Origin of the sequence: Blastococcus jejuensis (genome assembly GCF_039534705.1) — a bacterium.
In the GTDB taxonomy this organism is placed as follows: domain Bacteria; phylum Actinomycetota; class Actinomycetes; order Mycobacteriales; family Geodermatophilaceae; genus Blastococcus_B; species Blastococcus_B jejuensis.
In genome coordinates, this window is the sequence record NZ_BAAAVV010000003.1 from 1 (window position 1) to 22539 (window position 22539).

General features: G+C 71.7%; 23 protein-coding genes and 1 tRNA gene. 5 read left to right on the top strand and 19 right to left on the bottom strand.

Features of this window, described 5'->3' with window-relative positions; genetic code table 11:
* Nucleotides 1-535: 535 nt before the first annotated feature.
* Together ABD644_RS07110 and ABD644_RS07115 are read right to left on the bottom strand one after the other, a co-directional pair.
* The gene (locus ABD644_RS07110; RefSeq protein WP_344688026.1) at nucleotides 536-748 is read right to left on the bottom strand and encodes a hypothetical protein; all 213 of its coding nucleotides are present in this window, start codon (nucleotides 746-748) and stop codon (nucleotides 536-538) included.
* A 55-nt stretch (nucleotides 749-803) separates the two neighbouring features.
* Nucleotides 804-1022: a hypothetical protein gene (locus ABD644_RS07115; protein ID WP_344688028.1), complete on the bottom strand. Its 219-nt coding sequence runs from the start codon at nucleotides 1020-1022 to the stop codon at nucleotides 804-806.
* A gap of 472 nt (nucleotides 1023-1494) precedes the next feature.
* On the opposite strand from ABD644_RS07115, the gene ABD644_RS07120 reads away from it, so the two are divergent.
* Nucleotides 1495-2715 carry a site-specific integrase gene (locus ABD644_RS07120; RefSeq protein ID WP_344688029.1) on the top strand — a complete coding sequence of 407 codons (1221 nt, stop codon included), beginning with the start codon at nucleotides 1495-1497 and terminating at the stop codon, nucleotides 2713-2715.
* 110 nt (nucleotides 2716-2825) lie between these two features.
* Here ABD644_RS07120 and ABD644_RS07125 read toward each other — a convergent pair.
* Nucleotides 2826-2898 (bottom strand) — tRNA-Asn (locus ABD644_RS07125).
* A gap of 139 nt (nucleotides 2899-3037) precedes the next feature.
* Between ABD644_RS07125 and ABD644_RS07130 the strand changes: the two genes are divergently transcribed.
* Complete coding sequence (locus ABD644_RS07130; RefSeq protein ID WP_344688030.1) at nucleotides 3038-3247, top strand: hypothetical protein; 210 nt, start codon at nucleotides 3038-3040, stop codon at nucleotides 3245-3247.
* Nucleotides 3248-3252: 5 nt separating this feature from the next.
* Here ABD644_RS07130 and ABD644_RS07135 read toward each other — a convergent pair whose 3' ends face one another.
* From ABD644_RS07135 to ABD644_RS07200, 14 genes are all read right to left on the bottom strand, one after another.
* Nucleotides 3253-3828 carry a hypothetical protein gene (locus tag ABD644_RS07135; protein ID WP_344688032.1) on the bottom strand — a complete coding sequence of 192 codons (576 nt, stop codon included), beginning with the start codon at nucleotides 3826-3828 and terminating at the stop codon, nucleotides 3253-3255.
* Complete coding sequence (gene dnaG / locus ABD644_RS07140; RefSeq protein ID WP_344688033.1) at nucleotides 3825-5711, bottom strand: DNA primase; 1887 nt, start codon at nucleotides 5709-5711, stop codon at nucleotides 3825-3827. The genes ABD644_RS07135 and dnaG overlap by 4 nt, the downstream gene beginning before the upstream one ends.
* Nucleotides 5711-6214 (bottom strand): hypothetical protein, encoded by a 504-nt coding sequence (locus ABD644_RS07145; protein WP_344688034.1) that lies wholly within the window; start codon nucleotides 6212-6214, stop codon nucleotides 5711-5713. Before ABD644_RS07145 ends, dnaG begins: the two co-directional genes overlap by 1 nt.
* A 14-nt stretch (nucleotides 6215-6228) precedes the next feature.
* The gene (locus ABD644_RS07150; RefSeq protein ID WP_344688036.1) at nucleotides 6229-6834 is read right to left on the bottom strand and encodes a YdcF family protein; all 606 of its coding nucleotides are present in this window, start codon (nucleotides 6832-6834) and stop codon (nucleotides 6229-6231) included.
* Between the two features lie 81 nt (nucleotides 6835-6915).
* Nucleotides 6916-9624 carry a pyruvate, phosphate dikinase gene (gene ppdK / locus ABD644_RS07155; protein WP_344688037.1) on the bottom strand — a complete coding sequence of 903 codons (2709 nt, stop codon included), beginning with the start codon at nucleotides 9622-9624 and terminating at the stop codon, nucleotides 6916-6918.
* 151 nt (nucleotides 9625-9775) lie between these two features.
* A complete protein-coding gene (locus ABD644_RS07160) occupies nucleotides 9776-10087 on the bottom strand; it encodes a hypothetical protein (RefSeq protein ID WP_344688039.1) in 312 nt (103 codons plus the stop codon).
* A 120-nt stretch (nucleotides 10088-10207) separates the two neighbouring features.
* Nucleotides 10208-10654 carry a hypothetical protein gene (locus ABD644_RS07165; RefSeq protein ID WP_344688041.1) on the bottom strand — a complete coding sequence of 149 codons (447 nt, stop codon included), beginning with the start codon at nucleotides 10652-10654 and terminating at the stop codon, nucleotides 10208-10210.
* A gap of 16 nt (nucleotides 10655-10670) precedes the next feature.
* Entirely contained in the window at nucleotides 10671-11831 is a 1161-nt protein-coding gene (gene dusB, locus ABD644_RS07170) for a tRNA dihydrouridine synthase DusB (RefSeq protein ID WP_344688043.1), read from the bottom strand.
* 73 nt (nucleotides 11832-11904) lie between these two features.
* Nucleotides 11905-12366: a BLUF domain-containing protein gene (locus tag ABD644_RS07175; protein ID WP_344688045.1), complete on the bottom strand. Its 462-nt coding sequence runs from the start codon at nucleotides 12364-12366 to the stop codon at nucleotides 11905-11907.
* 129 nt (nucleotides 12367-12495) lie between these two features.
* Nucleotides 12496-13911, bottom strand: a complete 1416-nt coding sequence (locus tag ABD644_RS07180) for a glycine--tRNA ligase (RefSeq protein WP_344688046.1) — start codon at nucleotides 13909-13911, stop codon at nucleotides 12496-12498.
* A gap of 83 nt (nucleotides 13912-13994) precedes the next feature.
* Nucleotides 13995-14540, bottom strand: a complete 546-nt coding sequence (locus ABD644_RS07185) for a hypothetical protein (RefSeq protein ID WP_344688047.1) — start codon at nucleotides 14538-14540, stop codon at nucleotides 13995-13997.
* Nucleotides 14541-14570: 30 nt separating this feature from the next.
* A complete protein-coding gene (locus ABD644_RS07190; RefSeq protein ID WP_344688048.1) occupies nucleotides 14571-15035 on the bottom strand; it encodes a hypothetical protein in 465 nt (154 codons plus the stop codon).
* A 59-nt stretch (nucleotides 15036-15094) separates the two neighbouring features.
* Nucleotides 15095-15448, bottom strand: a complete 354-nt coding sequence (locus ABD644_RS07195; RefSeq protein ID WP_344688049.1) for an HNH endonuclease — start codon at nucleotides 15446-15448, stop codon at nucleotides 15095-15097.
* Nucleotides 15449-15471: 23 nt separating this feature from the next.
* Nucleotides 15472-15747 carry an antibiotic biosynthesis monooxygenase gene (locus ABD644_RS07200; protein ID WP_344688050.1) on the bottom strand — a complete coding sequence of 92 codons (276 nt, stop codon included), beginning with the start codon at nucleotides 15745-15747 and terminating at the stop codon, nucleotides 15472-15474.
* Between the two features lie 65 nt (nucleotides 15748-15812).
* Between ABD644_RS07200 and ABD644_RS07205 the strand changes: the two genes are divergently transcribed.
* Nucleotides 15813-16190: a Fur family transcriptional regulator gene (locus tag ABD644_RS07205; protein WP_344688051.1), complete on the top strand. Its 378-nt coding sequence runs from the start codon at nucleotides 15813-15815 to the stop codon at nucleotides 16188-16190.
* Nucleotides 16191-16244: 54 nt separating this feature from the next.
* On the opposite strand, the gene ABD644_RS07210 is transcribed toward ABD644_RS07205, so the two are convergent.
* The gene (locus ABD644_RS07210; RefSeq protein WP_344688052.1) at nucleotides 16245-17087 is read right to left on the bottom strand and encodes a hypothetical protein; all 843 of its coding nucleotides are present in this window, start codon (nucleotides 17085-17087) and stop codon (nucleotides 16245-16247) included.
* Nucleotides 17088-17355: 268 nt separating this feature from the next.
* On the opposite strand from ABD644_RS07210, the gene ABD644_RS07215 reads away from it, so the two are divergent.
* Entirely contained in the window at nucleotides 17356-19257 is a 1902-nt protein-coding gene (locus ABD644_RS07215) for a serine/threonine-protein kinase (protein ID WP_344688054.1), read from the top strand.
* A 76-nt stretch (nucleotides 19258-19333) separates the two neighbouring features.
* Here ABD644_RS07215 and ABD644_RS07220 read toward each other — a convergent pair whose 3' ends face one another.
* The gene (locus ABD644_RS07220; protein ID WP_344688056.1) at nucleotides 19334-20161 is read right to left on the bottom strand and encodes a protein kinase domain-containing protein; all 828 of its coding nucleotides are present in this window, start codon (nucleotides 20159-20161) and stop codon (nucleotides 19334-19336) included.
* 271 nt (nucleotides 20162-20432) lie between these two features.
* On the opposite strand from ABD644_RS07220, the gene ABD644_RS07225 reads away from it, so the two are divergent.
* Nucleotides 20433-22523, top strand: a complete 2091-nt coding sequence (locus ABD644_RS07225) for a cation:proton antiporter (protein WP_344688057.1) — start codon at nucleotides 20433-20435, stop codon at nucleotides 22521-22523.
* Nucleotides 22524-22539 lie beyond the last annotated feature (16 nt).

Here is a 22539-nt window from a genome sequence, read left to right on the forward strand (position 1 = left end):
GCTCTTGCGGGCCACCGCGATCACGTCACGACGGAACTCCGCCGGATACGGCTTGGGCACGATGCTGATCCTTCCAGCGAGGCCGCAGCCTCACAGGCAAGGAGTCAACTGAACTGGGGGCAGTCCCCCCACTTCCCGATCCTCCTGTGCGTCCGAGCGAACTAGAGGTGGAGGTGGGTGCCGAGGTCGACTGGGAGGCGATAGAGCGGAAGGTGCAGCAGGAGCGGACCCTGCCCGTCCGCCAACGGGGAAGTCGCTACGCCTCATAGGTAGGTCCTTCGGACCCCCAGCGGTGGCGGTCAACGGGAAGGTGCTCAGCACAACCCCTTGCCGCCGCCGCTGAGGCGCTAACCCCACTCCGCGAGGCGCGTCGACGCGGGCCAGTCCGTTGCTGTGACACAGAGTCCACTGCGCGCCCCATAGCGGCCCACTGTGGGACACGAGCGCTGGTATATATCCCGCCAGATGGACGCTACGCGACTGACACCATTCGCGATTGAGGTCACACGCAGACGGCGGCTACCGGGGAACCAGTTCAGACCACTTGCCGTTGCGTCGCGTCTCGACGGAACGCACGCCGCAGGCTGTACCACGACATCGCCAACAGCAAGCCGTTGGCGGCCACGCCAAGCCACCGCCCTTTCACCACACAGATGACAAGGAGCACGCCCCAAGCAACAACCAGAACTACGTTGATCAAAACCAGCAACCGTGACCCGAACCGAGTTGATTGGTGAAAGCTGGTCATGTGCGGACTCCCGTGAGATGGCACAGCGCCGACTCGAGATGAGATGTCAGCGCAATCACTTGTTTCTGTAATGGTAGAATTGCCAGCCAATAAAGGCGAGCAACAGGTACGCCAGCGCGCCCATAAATATGGCCGTCGTGCCCCGCGCCCCGCCCTCGTCGGAACCCCACAAGAGCGCGAACGTGGCCACCAGCATGCAGCCCAACATAAAAAGCATGAACTGGTGCTTCATCTTCACCTTACGACCCCAATCGCCCCATTGCCGCTGGCTCATCCGAACTCCCCAGCGCCACCGAGGAGTCCCTCAAGTCGCCCTGCAACACACGAGTACGGCGGCGCCCACGCGGTCAGGCTATTAGTCGGCAGTACCCGAGTGTCTCTTAAGCCGCCTTCAGGGCGACGCCGCGCCCTTGGAACCGTGGCAACTTTCCGGCTGCTAAGACCAGGCGGTGCCGCGCGTCGGCTCTTGGGGGTCATACCCCCACCCTTTGCCGCCGATGGATGCCCGCCTAGGTGCCAGCGCATCTCGATAGTCCCGGTGGAGCCGAGGCGGGCAGTCAGTGGGCGCACAGCGGGCCAAGCGGCGAACCCCGGTCGCTCGACCCTCACTCACCACGCAGTCGCCGGCCTTCCACCAACGAGCGATCCGAGCCATGGCGACAGTTTAGAGTTACCCGACTTATCCGATACGATCCAGACCAGGCCGAGGCCCATAGCCCGGCAGACGACTCAAGGAGGGAGCGCACGTGGGACGACGCAGGCTCGGGCTCGGGGAGTGGGGAACCTTCACCTTCACCCCCCAAGTGCGTGGCGAAGACAACAAGTGGCACAGGGCTCCCGAGGGAACCAAGCCTGAGCAGTGGGAGGCGCGGGCCACGGTTCGCGACCGCGACGGAGTTCGGCGCGAGGCGTACCGGACCGCCGCGAGGAAGGCAGCCGCCGAGCGCCTGCTCACGGACCACCTACGGGAGCGGACCGCCCCCGCCCCGGCCGATGCGCTGGTCACCCAGACGACGCTGGTGAAGGACGCCGCCATCCTCTGGCGGGAGCGTCTGCCCGAGTCGCATCTGTCCGCCGGCACCCAGAAGACCTACCGATCGGTCGTCAACCACCACGTGATCGGCACGGCAGGAGCCCCGGCACCGCTGGCCAACCTCACCGTGCAGCAGGTGACCGCTGGTGGCGTGGAGCGGTTCCTGTCCACGGTCGCGCGCGAGAGCGGTCCCCAGGCCGCTCGGACCACCCGCACTGCTCTGCGGGCCGTGATGGACCTGGCGGTGAAGTACGACGCACTGACCCACAACCCGGTTCGTCAGGCCGGCCCCATCTCGACACCCCGCAAGCCGGAGCGAGCCGAGACTGATCGAGACACCGAGCGCGCCTTCACTCGGGAGGAGCGAGACGCCGTGGTCGCGTTCGCCGATGCCGACCCGAAGGCCCGGAACCGCGACCTCGGTGACCTACTGGCCTTCCTGGCGGGCACGGGGGCCCGGATCGGTGAGGCGTGCGGGCTGCGCTGGTCCGCACTGGACCTGGCCGATGGGTTTGCCCGACTCGGGCCGACCGTGATCCGCGAGACCGGCAAGGGCCTGCGCATCCAGGGCGACGGCAAGAGCAAGAGCGCCACCCGGACCGTCAAGCTCCCCGCGTGGCTGGTCTCTCGCCTACTGGAGCGCCAGGTGTCGGCGATCCCCAACGAGTGGGACGTCGTCTTCACCTCCCCTCGGGGCCAGCTCCGCGACCCGAGCAACACGACCAACGACGTCACTGAGCTACTGGCAGCCGCCGGCTTTCCATGGGCGCGCTCGCACACGTTCCGCAAGACAGCCGCCACGCTGTTGGATGGCTCGGGTCTGCTGACGGACCGAGGGGTTGCCAACCAGCTCGGGCACAAGCGCGCGAGCATGACCAAGGATCGGTACATGAGCCGCCACACCGTGCCCGAGGTGGCCGCCGAGGTGCTCTGAGAGAGGAGCGCGAGGACCGAAAGTCGGGAGTAAGTCGGGTTTCAGCCCAGGATCCCGCGAACAGCGAAGGCCCCTGACTGGCGAACATGCTGGTCAGGGGCCTCTTTGTGCTCCCCCGATTGGACTCGAACCAATAACCCTGCGATTAACAGTCGCATGCTCTGCCAATTGAGCTACGGGGGATGAGCGGGGCGGAACCCGCTGGCCGGACGAGACTACCCCACCGGCAGCCCCGCCCTGCGGAGGACCCCGGCCGGGTCTCGGGCGACGTGGACCACAGGTAGCGTGATCGCCGTCCCGCTCGTCCGTCCTGGAGGTCCCCGTGGCGAAGCTGTCGTTCATCGCCGGTTTCGGTGCCGGCTACGTGCTCGGCGCCCGGGCCGGCCGCGAGCGCTACGAGCAGATCCGCCGCGCCTGGGAGCACGCCAAGGACGACCCGCGCCTGCAGAGCATCGCCGGCATGGCGCAGGCCCGCGCCGACGACGCCGTCTCCTCGCTGAAGAGCAAGATGGGCAGCGACAGCCCCCACTGAGCCCGCTACTCGGGCTGTTCGGCCGCCACCGCGTCGGCCAGTTTCTGGCGTGCGACCTCGCGCTTGACCGGGTCGTTGCGGTCGGCGTCGTCGTCGAACACGACCGACCACTCGCGCGCCGCCTGACCGGGGATCCGGCGGGCGACCAGGAGCACCCCTCCGCGGTCGGGCAGCGGAGCCCGCTGGCTGGCGACGACGGTCTGGTCCACCCGTCTCCGCACGACCGACGGCAGGTCACCGGCCTCGGTGAGGACGTACCGGATCGGCGTCTGCCGCACCTGCACGCCGGGCTCGACCTCGACCAGCGCGGTGACCTCGAAGCTGCCGCCGCCGTCGTTGGTCGCCGTCCAGCGGGCGTGCCCGACCTCGTGCCAGGGCAGCACGACCAGCTGGTCCACCGACGCCACCTCGGGCGGGACGACCCGCAGCCCTCGCGAGGTGGCGACCAGCCAGCCCTGCGCTCGGGACAGCGGTCCCCACGCGAGCACCCGCTCGTCGGGATCGGACGACGCGAGGACGGCGACGCGCACCGGCTCCGGTGCCCGCTCGAAGCGCTTCTTGAGCTGGTCGAGGAAACTCACGGGGTCAGCCCGCCCATCGCGCGCTCACGCAGCGACCGCGCCTCCTGCTCGAGCGCGACCAGCTGCCCGAACACCCTCGTGTACTCCTCGGGGGCCTCGACCGGGTTCATCCGCTGCAGCTTCCCCTTCAGCGCCGCCACGCGGCGGACCGTCGCCATCTCCTGCAGCCGCGCCATCACGGCGTTGACGTAGTGGCTGTCGGCCTCCCCCACCGAGCGCAGCGGCTCGACCGCGAGCGCGGTGAGCTGCACCCGGGCGCTCTCCCGGTCGCAGTGCGCCGCGACCTCGTCGAGCCACGCCGGGCCGGTCACCGTGGCGGCCCCCGCTCCCCCGGCGCCGGCGATCGCCGCGGCGACCGCGGCGTAGTCGGGGTCGGTGTAGGCCGCGGGCGGAACGGCGTCGAACGACGGGCCGGCCAGCTCCGGTGACTGCAGTGCCGCCTTGACCGCCTCGCGCTCCACCTCGATGGCGGCGTCGTCGGGTGACCGCTGCGGCATGCGCGCGCGCCGCGGCGCGGGCGCTCCCCCGCCGTCGCCGGTCAGCCGCCGCACCCGCTCGGTCACCTCCGCCTCGTCGGTGTTGCCGATGAGGCCGGCCAGGCGCCGGGCGTAGGCGGGGCGCAGCGCGTGGTCCTTGATCTGCGCGACGAGGGGCGTGGTCTTCTCCAGCGCGGCGACCCGGCCCTCGACCGTGTCGAGGTCGTAGTCGGCCAGGGTCGTCTTGAGGACGAACTCGATCAGCGGGCTGCGCCGGGCGATCAGGTCCCGGACGGCGGCGTCGCCGTGCTCCTGGCGCAGCTCGCACGGGTCGCGGCCGTCGGGTTCGACGGCGACGAAGGTCTGCCCGACGAAGCGCTGGTCCTCCTTGAACGTCTTCATCGCGGCGGCCTGGCCCGCGGCGTCGCCGTCGAAGGTGTAGACGACCTCGCCGCGGAACTCGTCCTGGTCCATGAGCAGGCGGCGCAGGACGCTGATGTGCTCGGCGCCGAACGCGGTGCCGCAGGAGGCGACGGCGGTCGTGACGCCGGCCAGGTGGCAGGCCATGACGTCGGTGTAGCCCTCGACGACGACGGCCTGGTGCTTGCGGGCGATGTCGCGCTTGGCCCGCTCGATGCCGTAGAGCACGGTGCTCTTCTTGTAGAGCGGCGTCTCGGGGGTGTTCAGGTACTTCGGGCCCGGGTCGTCGTCCATGAGCTTGCGGGCGCCGAAGCCGATGACGTCGCCGGTGATGTCGCGGATCGGCCAGATGAGCCGGCGGTGGAACCGGTCGATAAGCGTGCCCCGGGAGGATTCCTTGGCCAGCCCGCCGGTGACCAGCTCGGCCTGAGTGAAGCCCTTGCCTCGCAGGTGGCGGGTCAGCGCGTCCCAGCCGGCCGGCGCGAAGCCGCAGCCGAAGTCGAGCGCCACCTGCCGGTCGAAGCCGCGCTCGGCGAGGAACTGCCGGGCCGGGGCGGCGTCGGGGGTGCCCAGCTGCTCGGCGTAGAACGCCGCCGCGGCGGCATTGGCCGCGACCAGCCGCGCGCGCTGGCCGACGCCGGCCCGGTCGGGACCGCCGGTCGGCCGGCCGCCGTCGTCCTCGTAGTGCAGCTCGACGTTCGCCCGCCCGGCCAGCAGTTCGACCGCCTCGGAAAAGGACAAATGGTCGATCTGCTGGATGAAAGAAATGACATCGCCACCCACTCCACACCCGAAACAATGGTAGAGATTTCGCGTGGGAGTGACTTGAAAGGACGGCGATTTCTCGTCGTGGAACGGGCAGAGACCCTTGAGCGACCCGCCGCCCGCGCGCTTGAGCTGCAGGTGCTCGCCGACGATCTCGTCGATCTTGCTGCGCTCCCGGACCAGCGCGATGTCCGCGGCCCGGATGCGTCCCCGGCCGGCCATCAGCTCGCCGCCCCGCCACCGGCGGCCGTGGCCGCGGCAACGGACGCCGCGCGTCGGCGCATGAGCAGTTCCCACCACAGCAGGAAGACCTGGTGCTCGAGCGGGAGGTCGCGCTGGAAGGTGAGCGTGGGGCGCGGCGACCACCCGCCCGTTTTCCCGCTCAGGGCGACCGGGCTCCCTTCGGACTCGAAGCGGTGCGTGCTCTTCCAGCGGGAGGCGTAGCGCGCCTCGACCGGCGTCCCCTCGAGGTCGAAGCTCCAGATGCTCTTCCAGGCCGACGTCTGCCGCGCACTGAGGCGGACCGCGGTCTCGGGGTCGCTCGCCCACCGCCCGGTGAGCTGCCGCTTCTGCCGGGTGAACACCCACGCCCGGTCGCCCACGGTGGCCGTGGCGGCCTCCTTCCACTTCGACGCGTGCAGCGTGGCCACGAGCCGGCCGTCGTCGAGGACCGGCACGGTGCCCTTCTCGGTGCCGGCCGTCCCGGCCTTGCCCAGTTCGATCACGGGGAGTCTCCTCGTCAGCCGATCCCCGGAGCGCCGGCGACGCTCTCACCGGTCGCGCGGTAGAGCAGGTAGGCGGCCGTCTCGCGGAGGATGTACTTGAACTGGGTCGTGCGGGTCTGGACCGCCGGGCCCTGCCGGGTCGGCGAGCTCGCGGCGTCCAGCCCGGCGTCGTCGGCCATGCGCTCGGCGCGCATGGCGTGCCAGGGGTCGGTGACCAGGACGGCGCTCGCCCACCCGTGCTCGGTGAACTCCGCGGCCACCGCGCGGATGCTCTCCAGCGTGTCCACCCCCTCGGGCACCGCCAGCAGCGCCTCGGCCGGGACCCCGGTCTCGGCGAGGTAGTCGCGCCCGGCCTCGGCCTCGGTGAACTCGTCGCCGTCGGCCTTGCCGCCGACCGTGACGATCACCGGCGCCACCCCGGCCTCGAACAGCTTGCGCGCGTGCTCCAGCCGGGCCTCGAAGATCGACGACGGGACGCCGTTGTACTGGGCCGACCCCAGCACGACGATCGCGTCGGACGAGGGCCGGGAATCCTGCCGCGCCGTCCACCAGATCGCCAGCGCCGTGGACGCGACGAGCAGGACGAACGCCAGGACGGCGGCGCCGACGATCCTGCTCACCAGACTGCCGACGCGCACCCCCACGCGTCATGGGTACCACGGACCACCCACCGCCCGTGGACCCCTGGGGATGAAGTGACTTCAGCCGCCGCTGCGCTCCCCGCCCAGCGCCGCCCGGCCGGCCTCCAGCCGGGCCACCGGCACCCGGAACGGCGAGCAGGACACGTAGTCCAGACCGACCTCGTGGAAGAAGTGCACCGAGTCCGGGTCGCCGCCGTGCTCGCCGCAGATGCCGAGCTTCAGCCCCGGCCGGGCACCCCGGCCGCGCTCCACCGCGATCTTGATCAGCGCCCCGACGCCGGGGATGTCGAGCGACTCGAACGGCGAGATGCCGAAGATGCCCTTGTCCAGGTAGGCATGGAAGAACGCCGCCTCGACGTCGTCGCGGGAGAAGCCCCAGGTCATCTGCGTGAGGTCGTTCGTGCCGAAGGAGAAGAAGTCGGCCGCCCCGGCGATCTCGTCGGCGGTCAGCACGGCGCGCGGCACCTCGATCATCGTCCCGATCGTGGCCGGCACGTCGACGCCCTCCTTCTCGGCGACGTCGGCGAGCACCTTCTCCGCCTCCTCGCGGATCGCCTCCAGCTCCTGGACCGCCCCGACCAGCGGGATCATGATCTCCGGGCGCGGGTCGCCGCCGGCCTTCTTCCGCTCGGCCGCCGCCTCGGCGATCGCGCGCACCTGCATGGTGAACAGGCCCGGCACGACCAGCCCGAGGCGCACCCCGCGCAGGCCGAGCATCGGGTTCTGCTCGTGCATGGCCTGGACGGCGGCCAGCAGACGCAGCGTGCCCTCGTCCTGCTCGCCGCGCTCCTCGGCCACCGCCACGCGCACCGACAGGTCGGTGAGGTCGGGCAGGAACTCGTGCAGCGGCGGGTCCAGCAGCCGGATCGTCGTCGGCAGCCCGTCCATCGCCTCGAAGATCTCGAGGAAGTCCTGCCTCTGCAGTGGCTCGAGCTGGTCGAGCGCGGCGTTCCGCTCGTCCTCGCTCTCGGCGAGGATCAGCGTCTCGACCAGCTGGCGGCGCTCACCGAGGAACATGTGCTCGGTCCGGCACAGGCCGATGCCCTGGGCGCCGAAGCGCCGGGCGCGAGCCGAGTCCTCGGGGGTGTCGGCGTTGGTGCGCACGTCGAGGCGCCGCACCTCGTCGGCGTGCGTGAGGATCCGGTGCACGCTGCGGACGAGGTCGTCGGCCTCGTCGGAGTCGGGTGCGATCTCGCCCTCGAAGTAGCGGACCACCGCTGGCGCCTCGACCGGCACCTCCCCCAGCCACACGCGACCGGTCGACCCGTCGATGGAGATGACGTCGCCCTCGTTGACCACCGTGCCGTCGGGGGCCCGGAACTGCTTCTTCTTGGTGTCGACCTGCAGCTCCTCGGCGCCGCACACGCAGGTCTTGCCCATGCCCCGGGCGACGACGGCGGCGTGCGAGGTCTTGCCGCCGCGGCTGGTCAGCACGCCTTCGGCGGCGATCATCCCGGAGAGGTCGTCGGGGTTGGTCTCCCGGCGGACCAGAACGACCTTCTCCCCACGGTCGGCCCACTTCACGGCCTCCTCGGAGGAGAACACCGCCTTGCCCACCGCCGCGCCGGGGGAGGCGTTCATCCCCTCGGTCAGCTGGGTGGCGTCGCCGCCCTCGACGAACCGCGGGAACATCAGCTGCGCCAGCTGGTCGCCGCTCACCCGGCGGACCGCCTCGTCCATGTCGATGAGGCCCTCGTCGACCAGCTGGGTGGCGATGATGAAGGCCGCGGCCGCCCCCCGCTTGCCGACGCGGGTCTGCAGCATCCAGAGCTTGTTGCGCTCGATGGTGAACTCGATGTCGCACAGGTCGCGGTAGTGCGACTCCAGCCGGGACATCGTCTCCATCAGCTCGCCGTAGGCGCCCTGGTCGATGTTCTCCAGGTCGGCGAGGGGAACCGTGTTGCGGATGCCGGCGACGACGTCCTCGCCCTGCGCGTTCTGCAGGTAGTCGCCGTAGACGCCCTGCGCCCCGCTGCCCGGGTCGCGAGTGAACGCGACGCCGGTGCCCGAATCCATGCCGAGGTTGCCGAACACCATCGAGCAGATGTTCACGGCCGTGCCGGCATCGCTGGGGATGCGCTCGCGGCGGCGGTAGATGATCGCGCGCTCGGAGTTCCACGAGTCGAAGACGGCGTTGATCGCGAGATCCATCTGCTCGCGGGGGTCCATCGGGAAGTCCGCCCCGGTCTGCTCCCGCACGATGGCCTTGAACCGCCCGACGACGTCCTTGAGGTGCTCCTCGTCGAGGTCGAGGTCGGACTCGGTGCCCTGCTCGCGCTTGACCTCGTCGAGGGCGTGCTCGAAGTGCTCGCCGTCGATGTCGAGCACGGTCTTGCCGAACATCTGGATCAGCCGGCGGTAGGAGTCCCAGGCGAAGCGCTCGCTGCCCGCCTGCTCCGCCAGCCCCTCCACCGACTCGTCGTTGAGGCCGACGTTGAGGACGGTCTCCATCATCCCGGGCATGGACGCGGCGGCACCGGAGCGCACCGAGACCAGCAGCGGGTCCGCCGGGTCGCCGAGGGTCTTGCCCATGGCCTTCTCGAGCGCCGCGAGGTGCTCGCTGACCTGCGCCTCGAGATCCGGCGGGGTGCTGCCGTGCTCCAGGTAGTACCGGCAGGCGTCGGTCGTGATGGTGAAGCCGGGCGGGACCGGCAACCCCAGGTTCGTCATCTCGGCGAGGTTGGCGCCCTTGCCGCCGAGCAGGTCCTTCTGGTCCTTGCTGCCCTCGCTGAAGTCGTAGACCCACTTCTGGGTGGTCCCGCTGGTCACCGTGTGCACCTCCGCGCTCGACAGCCGGCCTCTCGGCCCATGGTGCCGCACCGGTACCCGGCGGTACCTGGCCCGCCGTGCCGGTCGGCTCACTCGGGGTGATCTTGTCCCAGCGAGCGGTCCGGCGCGACGGGAAGTCCCCCGTCGGGGGTCAGGAGACGATCAGGAACCCGACGACGGCGAAGATCACGGTCAGGACGACGACCAGCAGGCCGACGTACAGGCTGGTGCGGTTCGGCGGCGAGGGCGGTGGCGACACGTAGTTCGGGAAGCCGGTGGCGAACGCCCCGCCCTGGACCTGCTGAGCCTGCTGCGGGGTGGGCGCGTACTGCGGCTGTGGCGCCAGCTGCACCTGCCCCGGGAACACGACCTGCGTGGGAGCGGCAGGCGCCGGGGCCGCCGGCGGCGGCACGGGGGCGCCGGCCGGTGCTCCGGGAACGGGGGGATAAGGCGGCTGCGACAACGCAGAATCCTCTCGAAGGGTCGGATGGTGCCCACCGGTAGGGCGGCGCCATCGTGGCAGGGTCGAGAGGCAAAGAGAAGGCATCCTGGCCCGAGCCGGGACGAAAAGTCCCGGCCTCGCTCAGTCGGCCGACGGGCTCGTGCAGACGTGCGGCCCGCCCTGGTTCACGACCGGGATCCGCGTCGTGCCGCCGTCGGCCCAGCGGACCTCGACCTCGATCACCGGCGCCCCGTCGACCTGCCGCTCCGTCGAGCCGACGACCTCGCCGGGGACGGAGTTCTCGTACTCGGCGGGCACCCGCCCCGGCTCGAACTCCGCGCGCAGGTCCTCGCACAGCAAGGCGTGCGCGGTCTCGCCGTCGCCCCGGTCCAGGGCGGTGAGGAAGACCCCCACGGCCTCTTCCGCCTGCTCGGTCGGCGAGCCTCGGACCACGAGCAGCGCACCGACCGCCACCAGCGCCATGAGCACCGTGCCGCCCAGCAGGGCGAGGAGGAAGCCGTTCCGACGGCGGGGCGTGCTGGTGTGCAGCTGCTCCGGCCCGTCGTCGTACAGGTATGGGCCGGTCATCGCTCGACTCCTGTGGTCATCCGCCGCTCACGTCCAGCTCCGCACCCGCCGGCGGGCGGGGGTCGTCCCGGTCGGCGAGCCAGCCCTCGGGCAGCGCCACCGGCCGCGGCGGGCTCGTGCGCCCGCGCGGCGCACCCAGGACCTCGATCGGGTAGGGCTGGTCGGGGATGCGGTCGAGCAGCCCGGCCAGCTCGTCCAGCGAGCTGACCATCGCCAGCGCCCGCCGGGTGTCGGACCCGACCGAGAAGCCCTTGAGGTACCAGGCCACGTGCTTGCGGAAGTCGGTGCAGCCGTGCAGCTCGCCCTGCTCCTCGCCGAGCAGCTGCGCGTGCCGGTGCATGATCGCCGCGACCTCGCGGAGGGTGGGCAGCATGCGCCGCGTCGTCCCGGCGAAGGCCGCGGCGAGGTCCCCGAACAGCCACGGCCGGCCGAGGCAGCCCCGCCCGATGACCACGCCCGCGGCACCGGTCTCGGCGACCATCCGCAGCGCGTCGTCGGCCTCCCAGATGTCGCCGTTGCCCAGGACCGGGATGTCGACGGCCTCGACCAGCCGCGCGATGGGAGCCCAGTCGGCGGTGCCGCTGTAGAGCTGGTCGGCGGTGCGGCCGTGCAGCGTGATCGCGGCCGCGCCCTCGTCCTGCGCGATCCGTCCCGCGTCCAGATAGGTGACGTGCTCGGCGTCGATGCCGATCCGGGTCTTCACGGTGACCGGGACGTCCTTCGCCGCCCGCACGGCCGCCCGCACGATGTCGCGGAAGAGCACCCGCCGCCACGGCAGGGCCGATCCCCCGCCCTTGCGGGTCACCTTGGGCACGGGGCAGCCGAAGTTGAGGTCGATGTGGGCGGGCCGGGTGCCCGCGACCTCCTCGTCGACCAGCATCTCCACGGCCCGGCCGACGGTGGCGGGATCGACGCCGTAGAGCTGGACGGAGAAGGCGTCCTGCTCGTCGGGCGTGGCCCGCACCATCTGCAGCGTCTTCTCGTTGCGCTCCACCAGCGCGCGAGTGGTGATCATCTCGCAGACGTAGAGGCCGGCCCCGAACTCGCGGCACAACGTCCGGAACGCCGGGTTGGTGATGCCCGCCATCGGCGCCAGCACGACCGCAGGGTCGACCGCCAGCGAGCCCAGCTTCAGCGGCGGCAGGGCCGTCGTCGTCGGCTCGAGCGTGCTGGTCATGCCACCCAGAGTAGGCGGCGACGTGGGTCACCTTCCCCCGCGCTGGAACCGCACCGAGGAACTTCCGGCGCCTTCAGACGACGTCGGCGCCGATCGTGTCCCTCATGACCTTCAGGACGGCGGTCTGCTCCCGGGTGAGGGGTTCGCCGGCGACGGTGTGCAGCCGCCCCTCGGAGGCCTCCAGCGGGATGTCGGCCTGACCACTCGCCGAGACCTGGGCCATCGCCCAGCGGGAGAAGACCCGCGCCGGTACGTGGTCCGCCTCGATCACCGTGACGTGCTCGTGCCGAGCGTCCCGGCTGATGCGCTCGTACAGCCCCTGCACCTCGGCGGCCTCGCCCTCCAGGGCCTGGACGAACCAGTGGTCGGTGATCAGGAGGGCACCGGTGACCCCGAGGACCTCGTTGTTCGACCGTGCCTCGCGGAAGATGTCGGCCAGAGCCGCCTCGCGATCCGCTGGGCCGACGCGGCTGTGGCTGCGGTAGATGAGGCGGAACGGCGACTCCGGCACGCTGGTCCCTGTCGTGTCCGTCATCGCGACGAGTCCTCTCATCCCGGTCCACAGGAGCAACCGGCGGGTGCCGGCACGGCCCTCCCCCGTGGCGGCGCACCGTCGACAAGTCTGGACGGAGCGGCGGCCCGCACATGTCTCAATGTGCGACGCTCAGCAGACGGGCAGCTTGGCCTTCAGGTAGCTCTCCACCTGGTCCAGGCCGATGCGCTCCTGGCTCATCGAGTCGCGCTCGCGCACCGTCACGGCGTCGTCCTCGAGCGTGTCGAAGTCGACGGTGAGGCAGAACGGCGTCCCGACCTCGTCCTGCCGCCGGTAGCGGCGGCCGATCGCGCCCGCGTCGTCGAAGTCGACGTTCCAGTTCCGCCGCAGGGCGGCGGCGAGGTCACGCGCCTTCGGCGACAGGTCGGCGTTGCGCGACAGCGGGAGGACGGCGGCCTTCACCGGGGCCAGCCGCGGGTCGAGCTTGAGCACCGTGCGGGTGTCGACGCCGCCCTTGGCGTTGGGCGCCTCGTCCTCGGTGTAGGCCTCGATGAGGAAGGCCATCAGCGAGCGGGTCAGGCCGGCCGCCGGCTCGATGACGTACGGCGTCCAGCGGGTGTTGCTGGCCTGGTCGAAGTACGAGAGGTCGGTGCCCGAGTGCTCGGTGTGCGTCGTCAGGTCGAAGTCGGTGCGGTTGGCGATGCCCTCGAGCTCGCCCCACTCCGAGCCCTGGAAGCCGAAGCGGTACTCGATGTCGACGGTGCGCTTCGAGTAGTGCGACAGCTTCTCCTGCGGGTGCTCGAAGTGCCGCAGGTTGTCCGGGTCGATGCCCAGGTCGGTGTACCAGCGGGTGCGCTCGTCGATCCAGTACTGGTGCCATTCCTCGTCCGAGCCCGGCTCGACGAAGAACTCCATCTCCATCTGCTCGAACTCGCGGGTGCGGAAGATGAAGTTGCCCGGGGTGATCTCGTTGCGGAAGGACTTGCCGATCTGGCCGATGCCGAACGGCGGCTTCTTGCGCGCGGCACCCATCACGTTGGCGAAGTTCACGAAGATGCCCTGGGCGGTCTCTGGGCGCAGGTAGTGCAGCCCCGACTCGTCCTCGACCGGGCCGAGGTAGGTCTTGAGCATCATGTTGAAGTCGCGCGGCTCGGTCCACGCACCCTTCGTGCCGCAGTTCGGGCAGCTGATGTCCGCGAGGCCGTTCTCGGGAGCCCGGCCCTTGCGGGCCTCGAACTCCTCCTCGAGGTGGTCGGCCCGGAAGCGCTTGTGGCAGCTCTGGCACTCGGTGAGCGGGTCGGTGAAGACGCCGACGTGACCGGAGGCGACCCACGTCTGGCGGGGCAGGATCACCGAGGAGTCCAGGCCGACGATGTCGTCCCGGCTCTGGACGACGGTGCGCCACCACTGCCGCTTGATGTTCTCCTTGAGCTCGACACCGAGCGGCCCGTAGTCCCAGGCCGAGCGGGTCCCGCCGTAGATCTCGCCGGACGGGAAGACGAAGCCCCGCCGCTTGCAGAGGTTGACGACCTTGTCGAGGCGGGCGGGGTCGTGCTTGGCGGTCTCGGTGTTGACGGGCGCTGCCACGGGGGGCTCCATCCGGCTGGCGGTCGGCGGTTGACCCGCCCACGGTAGTTGGCCGGTCGACGTGCCCCCGACGGCGGAGTCGGTCAGTACGTGGGCGCTGCCGAGTCGTCGTCGATCGAACAGACGGCGAGGCGCCCGTCCTCCTCCTCGATCACGACGGTGAAGGACGACTCGAACTCTTCCCCGGTGTCAGCGTGGATGCCCACGTAGTCGGTGCCGGCGGTGCCGACCACGTTCCCCGCCCCGATCTCGACGACGGTCCCGCGGACGAGAGCGTCGAAGTGCCCCTGGAGGACAACGGCACTGGGGTACCGCGATGTCTCGCACAGGACGTCGTAGGCGGCCTCGGCGTCACGGTCGGCCAGCCGCTGCACGAAGGCCTCGGCGAACGACCGACTGTTCGCGAAGTTCTGCGTCCCGGGGCCACGGGTCGGGTCGGCGTCGGGAACCGACGCGGCCGGCTCGGCCTCCGGTGCGGACAGGGCCGACGCCCCCGGCTCGCCACTCCGGTCCACGACGAGCAGCACGACCAGTACGCCGACGACCGCGAGGAGGACGACGAGGAGAGCGGAGGTCCCGACGACCAGACCCCGGGCCGCACCGGGCCGTCGCGGCGGTGACGAGCTCACGACGGGCCCCTCGGTCTCGATCCGGAACGGTCAGCCGCCCTGCATCAGGACGAGCAGCCACACGCCGGTGACGACGATGACGAGCACCGGCACCAGCGTCAAGACGATCCACGGCCACCGGCGCGACCGTTCGCGCGTCCTGGGCGCGACCACCGGCCCCCGAGCCGGAGGCACGGAGGACCACGCGGGATCCGGCGTCGCGGCGTGACCGGCCGCCCAGCGCTCCGCGGCCGAGCCGGAGAAGGTCAGGGTGCGCTCCCGGTCGGCGGTCGGCGGCGCCCCGAGCTCGTCGGTCGGCTCGTCGGCCGGAACCGGTCCCGGTCCCGGTTCCGGTTCCTGTTCCGGGGCCGCGGGAACGGCACGCCCTCGCCACTCCGTCGGCAGGACCGGCGGGGTCGTGCCCGGCAAGGGCGGCAGACGGATGTCGCGGGTCGGGTCGGCGAGACCGGGGCCGGGCGACGGCTCCCCGGGATCGTGCTCGGACGGGCCGGCCACTGCGCCTCCAGGAAGACGGTTCGGGATGTCGCACTGGAAGGTGCCCGGCCCGCGGCGGTCTACGCCTCCCCGAACAGCTTCGCCAGTTCGTCCCGGATCTCGACGTGCCGGGCCAGGAACCCCCGCTCGTCCAGCCGCTTGCGGCGCAGCCAGCCGGTGACCTCGTCGTTGCACTTGCTCGCGTTGCACGAGCCGCACGCCGGCGCGATGTTGTCCAGCGTGTACCGCCCGCCCCGGGAGATCGGCAGCACGCAGTCGCGCTGCAGGGGCGTGCCGGTGGCGCCGCAGTAGGCGCAGCCACCCCAGGCCGTCTGCAGGGCGGTCCACTGCTCGGTGCTGAGGTCGTGCTCGACGGCGTCCATGCGGCGCTTGCGCCGGCGGGCGTACCGGGCCGTGCGCGTCCGACTGACCACGACCGGAGCGTAGGGCGGCGACGTCAGTCGGTGACGTAGACACCCGGTTCGTCGAGGGCGTGCACCCACACCGGAGCGCCGGTGATCTTCACCTCGGCGGCTGACAGCGCGCGGCGGTAGGAACCGACACCGTCCCAGCGGGTGACCAGTGCCCACAGGTCCGGGTCGTCCGCGGAGCGGCCCAGTTCGCCGTCCCGGAACCCCGGCCGGGCGGACAGCGCCCCGAGCAGCGCGGCCACGGCGGCGGCCAACGCCTCGCCGTCCGGACCCTGCGCCCGCAGGCGCGTCACCGCGAACACGGCGTCCTCCTCGTCCTCTGTCCGGCACCGTCAGCAGCGCGGCGTCCACCTGGGATCATGGCCCCATGGTGCGCACCACCCGGCAGCGCGAGGCCGTCCGAGCCGTCTTCCAGGACCTCGACGGCTTCCACAGCGCGCAGGAGGTGCACGCCCGCCTGCGCGCCACCGGTGACGCGGTGGGTCTGTCGACGGTCTACCGGGCGGTGCAGTCGCTGGCCGACGACGGCGAGCTGGACTCCATCCGCACCGACTCCGGCGAAGCCCTCTACCGCCGGTGCAGCCCCCAGCACCACCACCACCTGGTGTGCCGCGCCTGCGGGCGGACCGTGGAGGTGGCCGGGCCGGCCGTGGAGCTGTGGGCCGACCGGGTCGCGGGCGAGCACGGCTTCGCCGACGTCAGCCACACGCTCGAGATCTTCGGCACCTGCGCCGCATGCCGATGACCGGACGGCCACGCGGGATGCGTGGCCGTCCGGTCATCCGGTCGGATCAGCGACTCAGAAGAAGTCGCACACCGTCAGGTCGGAGCCGACGTAGACCAGCAGCGTGAACGGGCTGCCGTCCTCCAGCGTGAGCGAGAACGCCGCGACGTCCTGGTCACCGGAGGTGCTGACGCTGTCGAACGTGCCGTCGGTGAAGCCCTGGCCGCCGAGCGTCTCGCTGTAGAAGTAGCCGGCCAGGACCTCGGCCGGGTCCCCGCCCGCGGCCGCGTCGGTGGCCGCCTGCTGCAGCGCCGGGCAGGTGAGGTCGAAGGCGCCCTGGAAGTCGCCCGAGGCCATCCCCTGCACCCAGGCGAACGCGACGTCGCCCGAGCCGGCGTACTGACCGCCGTCGGAGGGGTCGGGCTCGCTCTCGGTGTTCATCGAACCGGTCGCGGTCGCGCCACCGGGGATGCTCATGCTCGGCATCGAGGTCGACTCGGTCGGCGTGGCGCCCGAGTCGGTGCTCGACGCGGTGGTCGTGCTCGTCGAGCTCGCCGTGTTGGTCGGCTCGTCGTCGCCCCGGAGCAGGAAGAACAGCAGGACGCCGACGCCGGCCAGGACGACGACGACCGCGGCGATGATCCAGGGCAGGGGGCTCTTCTTCTGCGGGGGCTGGCCGTAGCCACCCGGGCCGAAGCCGCCGGGACCGCCGGGAGGCCCACCGAAGCCGGGCTGGCCGTACTGGCCGGGAGCGGGCTGGCCGTACTGACCGGGCTGGCCGGGCTGGCCGTACTGCGGCTGGCCGGGCTGCCCGTACTGCGGCTGACCGTACTGACCGGGCTGGCCCGGCTGGCCGGGCTGCTGGCCGTACGGACCAGGCTGACCGGGCTGGCCGTAGGGGCCAGGGGGCTGACTCATCTGATCTCTTCCGTTCCGTCGTCCGGCTGCACTCGTCCGGGCAGACCGCAACGTAGTGACCCGATCGCCCTGCGCCTACCGCTTAGTGCGCGGCACGCCGGTACCGGTTCCGTAAACCAACCGAACGTGGGTCGCTTCTTGGTCACGAACGTGTCGCCCGGCGGCCGAGGCGCTGGTCGCGACGCACCCGCGTCCCTAGAATCCGCGCACGACCGCATCTGCCGCAGGCTCGGACGAGCGCGGGTCTGCGGCACACGGAGGGGTCTGGGTGGAGTTCGAACAGTTCGGCGCCTATCGCATCGAGGGCCTGCTCGGTCGCGGCGGGATGGGCGAGGTCTATCGCGCCTTCGACACGGAACACGACAGGGTCGTGGCCCTGAAGGTGCTCTCCGAGCACCTCGCGGCCGACAAGGGCTACCGGGAGCGGTTCCGGCGCGAGGCGCACTCGGCCGCCCGCCTCAACGAGCCGCACATCGTGCCCATCCACCGCTACGGCGAGATCGAGGGCCGCCTGTTCCTCGACATGCGCCTGGTTCCCGGCCGCGACGTCGCCGAGGTGCTCGCGAACGAGGGCCCGATGGACCCCGCCCGCGCCGTCTCGATCATCAGCCAGGCCGCCCGTGCGCTGGACTCCGCGCACGCCGACGGGCTGATCCACCGCGACGTCAAGCCGTCGAACATCCTCGTCACGGGCAAGGGCGACGACGAGTTCGTCTACCTCGTCGACTTCGGCATCGCCCGCTCGACGACCGACACGTCGGGCCCGGCGCTCACCCAGACCGGCGCCGCGCTGGGCTCCTTCGACTACATGGCCCCCGAGCGGTTCCTCGAGCGGCCGGCCGACAAGCGCGTCGACGTCTACGCGCTGGCCTGCGTGCTGTTCGAGATCCTCACCGGCCGCCGGCCGTTCATGGGCGACGGCCTCGCCGTCCTCATGTACGCCCACCTCAACACCGACCCGCCGGCCCCGTCGTCGATCCGGCCGGACCTGCCCCACGCCCTGGACGCGGTCATCCTCAAGGGCCTGGCCAAGGAGCCCGACGAGCGGTGGGCGACCGCCGGCGAGTTCGCCGCGGCGGCCCGCAAGGCGCTCAGCGAGTCCGGCGTCACGCCGGCGCCGGAGGTCCGCGCGCCGGCCGCGCCGCCGACCGCCGTCACCCCGCTGCCGTTCACGCCGCAGACCGTCGGCTTCTCCAACCCCGGGCAGGGCGGCGGCTACGGCCCGCCGTCCGACCCGGGCGCACCCGGCTACGGTCCGGCCGCCGGCACGGGCGCCTACGGGCCCGCGGCCGGTACCGGGGGCTACGGTCCCGGCACCGGCGGCTACGGGCCCGGCACCCCGACCGGCGGCTACGCCCCGGCCGTCGGCACCGGCGGCTACGGGCCGCCGTCCAACCCCGGCCAGCCCAGCGCCTACGGCCCGCCGTCGAACCCGTCGATGCCGGTCTACACCAGCCCCGGCGGTCCCCCGTTCGGCCCTGCCGGTGGCGGGTCGTCGGTGTCCGGTGGAGGCGGCAAGTCCAACAAGCTGCCGCTGATCATCGGGGCCGCGGCTCTGGTCGTGGCGCTCGTCGTCGTGCTCGTGATCGTGCTCACCAACAACGGCGACGGCGGAGGTGGCAACGTCGCGACCGACACCATGGTGCCGACGACACCCCCCACCACGCCGCCGACCACGCCCCCGACGACCCCGCCGACGACCGAGGCGCCGGATCCCGAGGAGGAGCTGCTCGCGATCATCCCGGGGGGCTGGAACCGCGACAACTGCCGCACCCAGGACGCCGCCGGCGACGGCGACATCGCCGCGCTCGACTGCGGCGCGGCGATCGCCGCCCCGGAGGGCCCGACCGACTCGGCGTTCTACCTTTACCCCGACGCCGAGACCCTCGACGGCGTCTTCCTCGACGACACCGAGCGGGTGGGCCTCTCCGAGCTCTCCGGCCAGAACTGCCCGGACGCGCAGGGGTACCAGAACTACAACGGCGCCGACGGCCAGCCGGCCGGCCGGATCGCCTGCTACGTCCGCGAGCAGGACAACGCCTCGGTGCTGCTGTGGACGCAGGACGAGTACGCGGCCGAGGCGTTCGTCGTGATCGCCAACGGCGGCGTCGAGGGCCTGACGACGCTGATCGACTGGTGGCAGGTGCCCTCCAACAGCGACTTCGGCTGATCCGGCACACCGACGACGACGGCCGGTCGCTCCCTCGCGGGAGCGGCCGGCCGTCGTCGTCGTGCTGCTCGGTCGGTCAGGCGCGGGCGGCGAGTTCCTCGAGCTTCTCGCCGACCTCCTTGGCCGTCGCCGGGCGCTCCCCCACCGGGGCGAGGCACGCCCGGACGAGGTCGGCCTCCTCCTGGCTCAGGCCGGCGGCGATCTCGGGCTTGGCGCTCATCACCCGGCGGATCGCGAGCAGCGGCTCGCTGTCGGGCAGCTCGCCGTAGAGCCCGGTGCCGGTGAGCGCCCGGTGCAGGGTCGCCCCGAGCGCGAAGACCTCGGTGGACCGCGACGGGCGCTCACCCTGCAGCAACGCCGGGTCGAGGTACTCGACGGAGGCGGCGCTCGCCATGCCGGTCAGCGTCACCCCCGGCGTCAGGTACCGGGCCAGCCCGAGGTCGGAGAGCTTGCCGCCGTCCTCGGTCAGCAGCACGTTCGCGGGCTTGAGGTCGCCGTGGGTCAGCCCCGCCTCGTGCAGCGCGTGCAGTGCGTAGGCGGCGTGGGCCATGGCGCGCAGGACCTCGGCTCGGCTCAGCGGGCGGGCCGGGGCGGCCAGCGAGCCGAGGGGGCAGTACTCCATCGCGTACAGGAAGCTGTCCTGCAGCACGGCGTCGTACACCTTCACCAGGTAGGGCGAGCTGACCTGCGCGAAGGCACGCAACTCGCGGACGCCCCGCTGGTAGGCCTGCTCGCTGTGCTGGCCTGTGAAGACCTTGACGGCGACGAACTCGTCCGGGATGCCGAGCCGCGCCGGGGGGCGGGCCAGGTAGAACCGGCCGTGGTTGCCCTCGCCGAGCACCCGGACCACCTGGTAGTCCGCGATCGCGGCAGGCGGTGCTCCGGCAAGGCCGACGACGTCCATGCACTGTCCTCCTGTGCTGTTGGGCCGCCCGGCGTCTCGAGAGCCGCGCCGGTCCGGCAGCGGGTCAGTCTGCCGGGCCGGGCGCGTGGGCGGAAGGCACTCGGTCGTGCCGCGCGATGCGTGCCTCGACTCCGACCACGGGAGGCGGGACCCCGATAACATGCGCGGCCGGATGCAGCCTGCTGCGGGCGCCTCCCCTGGGCCTTGACCGGCCGTTTTCCTCCTCGTGGTGACCTGGCAGCGCAGGCCCATCCGGCTCAGCGGAGCAGCAGTGGATCAGCACGACATCGCCGAGATCACCGCCTACGTCTTCATCGACCTGGCGGTGATCATGGTGGTCGCCCGGCTCATGGGGCGACTGGCCCGGAAGGTCGGTCAGCCGGCGGTCGTCGGCGAGATCATCGCCGGGATCCTGCTCGGTCCCACCCTGCTCGGCGCGTTGCCCGGTGACCTCGACACGATCCTGTTCCCGGCCGACGTCCGGCCCTTCCTCAACGTGCTGGCCCAGCTCGGCCTCGTGCTCTTCATGTTCCTGATCGGCCTCGAGGTCGACCTGTCCTTCATCCGAGGCCGGGAACGGATCGCGGTGTCGGTGTCGGTGGCCTCGATCGTGCTGCCGTTCACCCTCGGGTTCCTGCTGGCCACGCTGATCCACGCCCGGCACGACGTGGTCGAGGGCCAGGAGGTCAAGTTTCTCTCCTTCGCCCTGTTCCTCGGGGTGGCCATGTCGATCACGGCGTTCCCCGTGCTGGCGCGGATCCTGGCCGAGCGGAACATGCACCGGATCCCCACCGGCGTCCTGAGCCTGGCCTGCGCGGCCGTCGACGACGTCATCGCCTGGGCGCTGCTGGCCGTGGTCGTGGCCGTGGTCGTCGGTGGCGACTTCACCGGCGTGCTGGCGATCATCGGCTACTCGATCATCTTCGCCCTGGTGATGTTCCTCGTCATCCGCCCGCTGCTGAAGTACCTGGTCACCTACCACAAGCGCTTCGGGCAGCTGACGCCGGAGATGATGGCGCTCGTCCTGATCGGCATCCTCGCCAGCGCCTGGGTGACCGAGGAGATCGGCATCCACTTCATCTTCGGAGCGTTCGTCTTCGGCGTGATCATGCCGCGGCAGGACGCCGCGAAGCTGACCCACGAGATCACCGACCGGCTCGAGCAGGTCAGCGTGCTCCTCCTGCTGCCGGTCTTCTTCGTCGTGACCGGCCTCGGCGTGGACATCGGGGCCATCGACCTGACCGGTCTCGGCGAGCTCGGGCTGATCCTGCTCGTCGCCATCGCCGGCAAGTTCCTCGGCGCGTTCGCGGCGGCGCGGTCGCAGCGGGTGCCCAGGCGCCAGGCGACGGCGCTCGGCGTGCTGATGAACACCCGCGGCCTCACCGAGCTGGTCATCCTCAACATCGGCGTCCAGCGCGGGGTGCTCGACGGCGAGATGTTCACGCTGCTGGTGATCATGGCCGTGGTCACGACGGTGATGACCTCGCCGCTGCTCCAGCTCGTCTACCCGCCGCGCGTCCTCGAGCGTGACATCGCGGCGGCCGAGCGGGCGGCCATGGGCCTCGAGGAGGCCTACACCGTCGTCGTGGTCGTCGACGACCCGGAACGGGACGCCGCGATGGTGCACCTGGCCTGCGACCTGGTCGGGCGCGAGAGCCCGGCCCAGATCGTGCTGGCGCGCGTGGTCCGCCGCACGCTGCCCAAGCCCGAGGTCGCCAGCGGGCTGGGCGCCGACCTCGCCCTGATGGCGGCCGCCGGCGACGAGTTGCGCCAGCTCGCGCGGATCGTCGGCGAGCGCGGGCTGCGGGCCTCGGTCGCCTCGCGGTTCAGCGACGCGCCGTGGGCCGACGTCAGCGAGATCGCGGCCAGTGCCGACGCCGACGTGGTGCTGGTTCGCGCCGGCTGGGCAACGACGGGGGACGGCGACGGCACGCCGTGGCCGGCCACGCTGCACGGCACCGTCGTCGTCGTCTCCGGCGACCTCGGTGAGCACGGCCTGGCACCGTCGGGGCCGGTGGCCGTCGTCCAGGACACCGGGCCCGACGGGCGCACCGCGCTGCGCATGGCCGCCCAGGCCGCCATGGGCCGGTCCGTCCCGCTGCAACTGCAGGCCGGCGAGGGCTGGCGGGCCGGCCGGCGGGCGGCGGGGATCGCGGACTCGCTGCGCCGGGTCGGGGTCGACGTCGCACCGGAGGACTCGGACACCCCGGCCGGGCTCCTGTTCGCGCCGCCCGGTGAGGTCACCGGCGGCACCGGTCCCGACCTGACGCCGGTGCTCACCGTCCACGCGGGGCCGGCCGACCGGGACCGGGACATGGACGAGACCCTGGCCGTGATCACTGCCCCTGCCGCGCCCGCCTGACGCGCCGGCCCCCCGG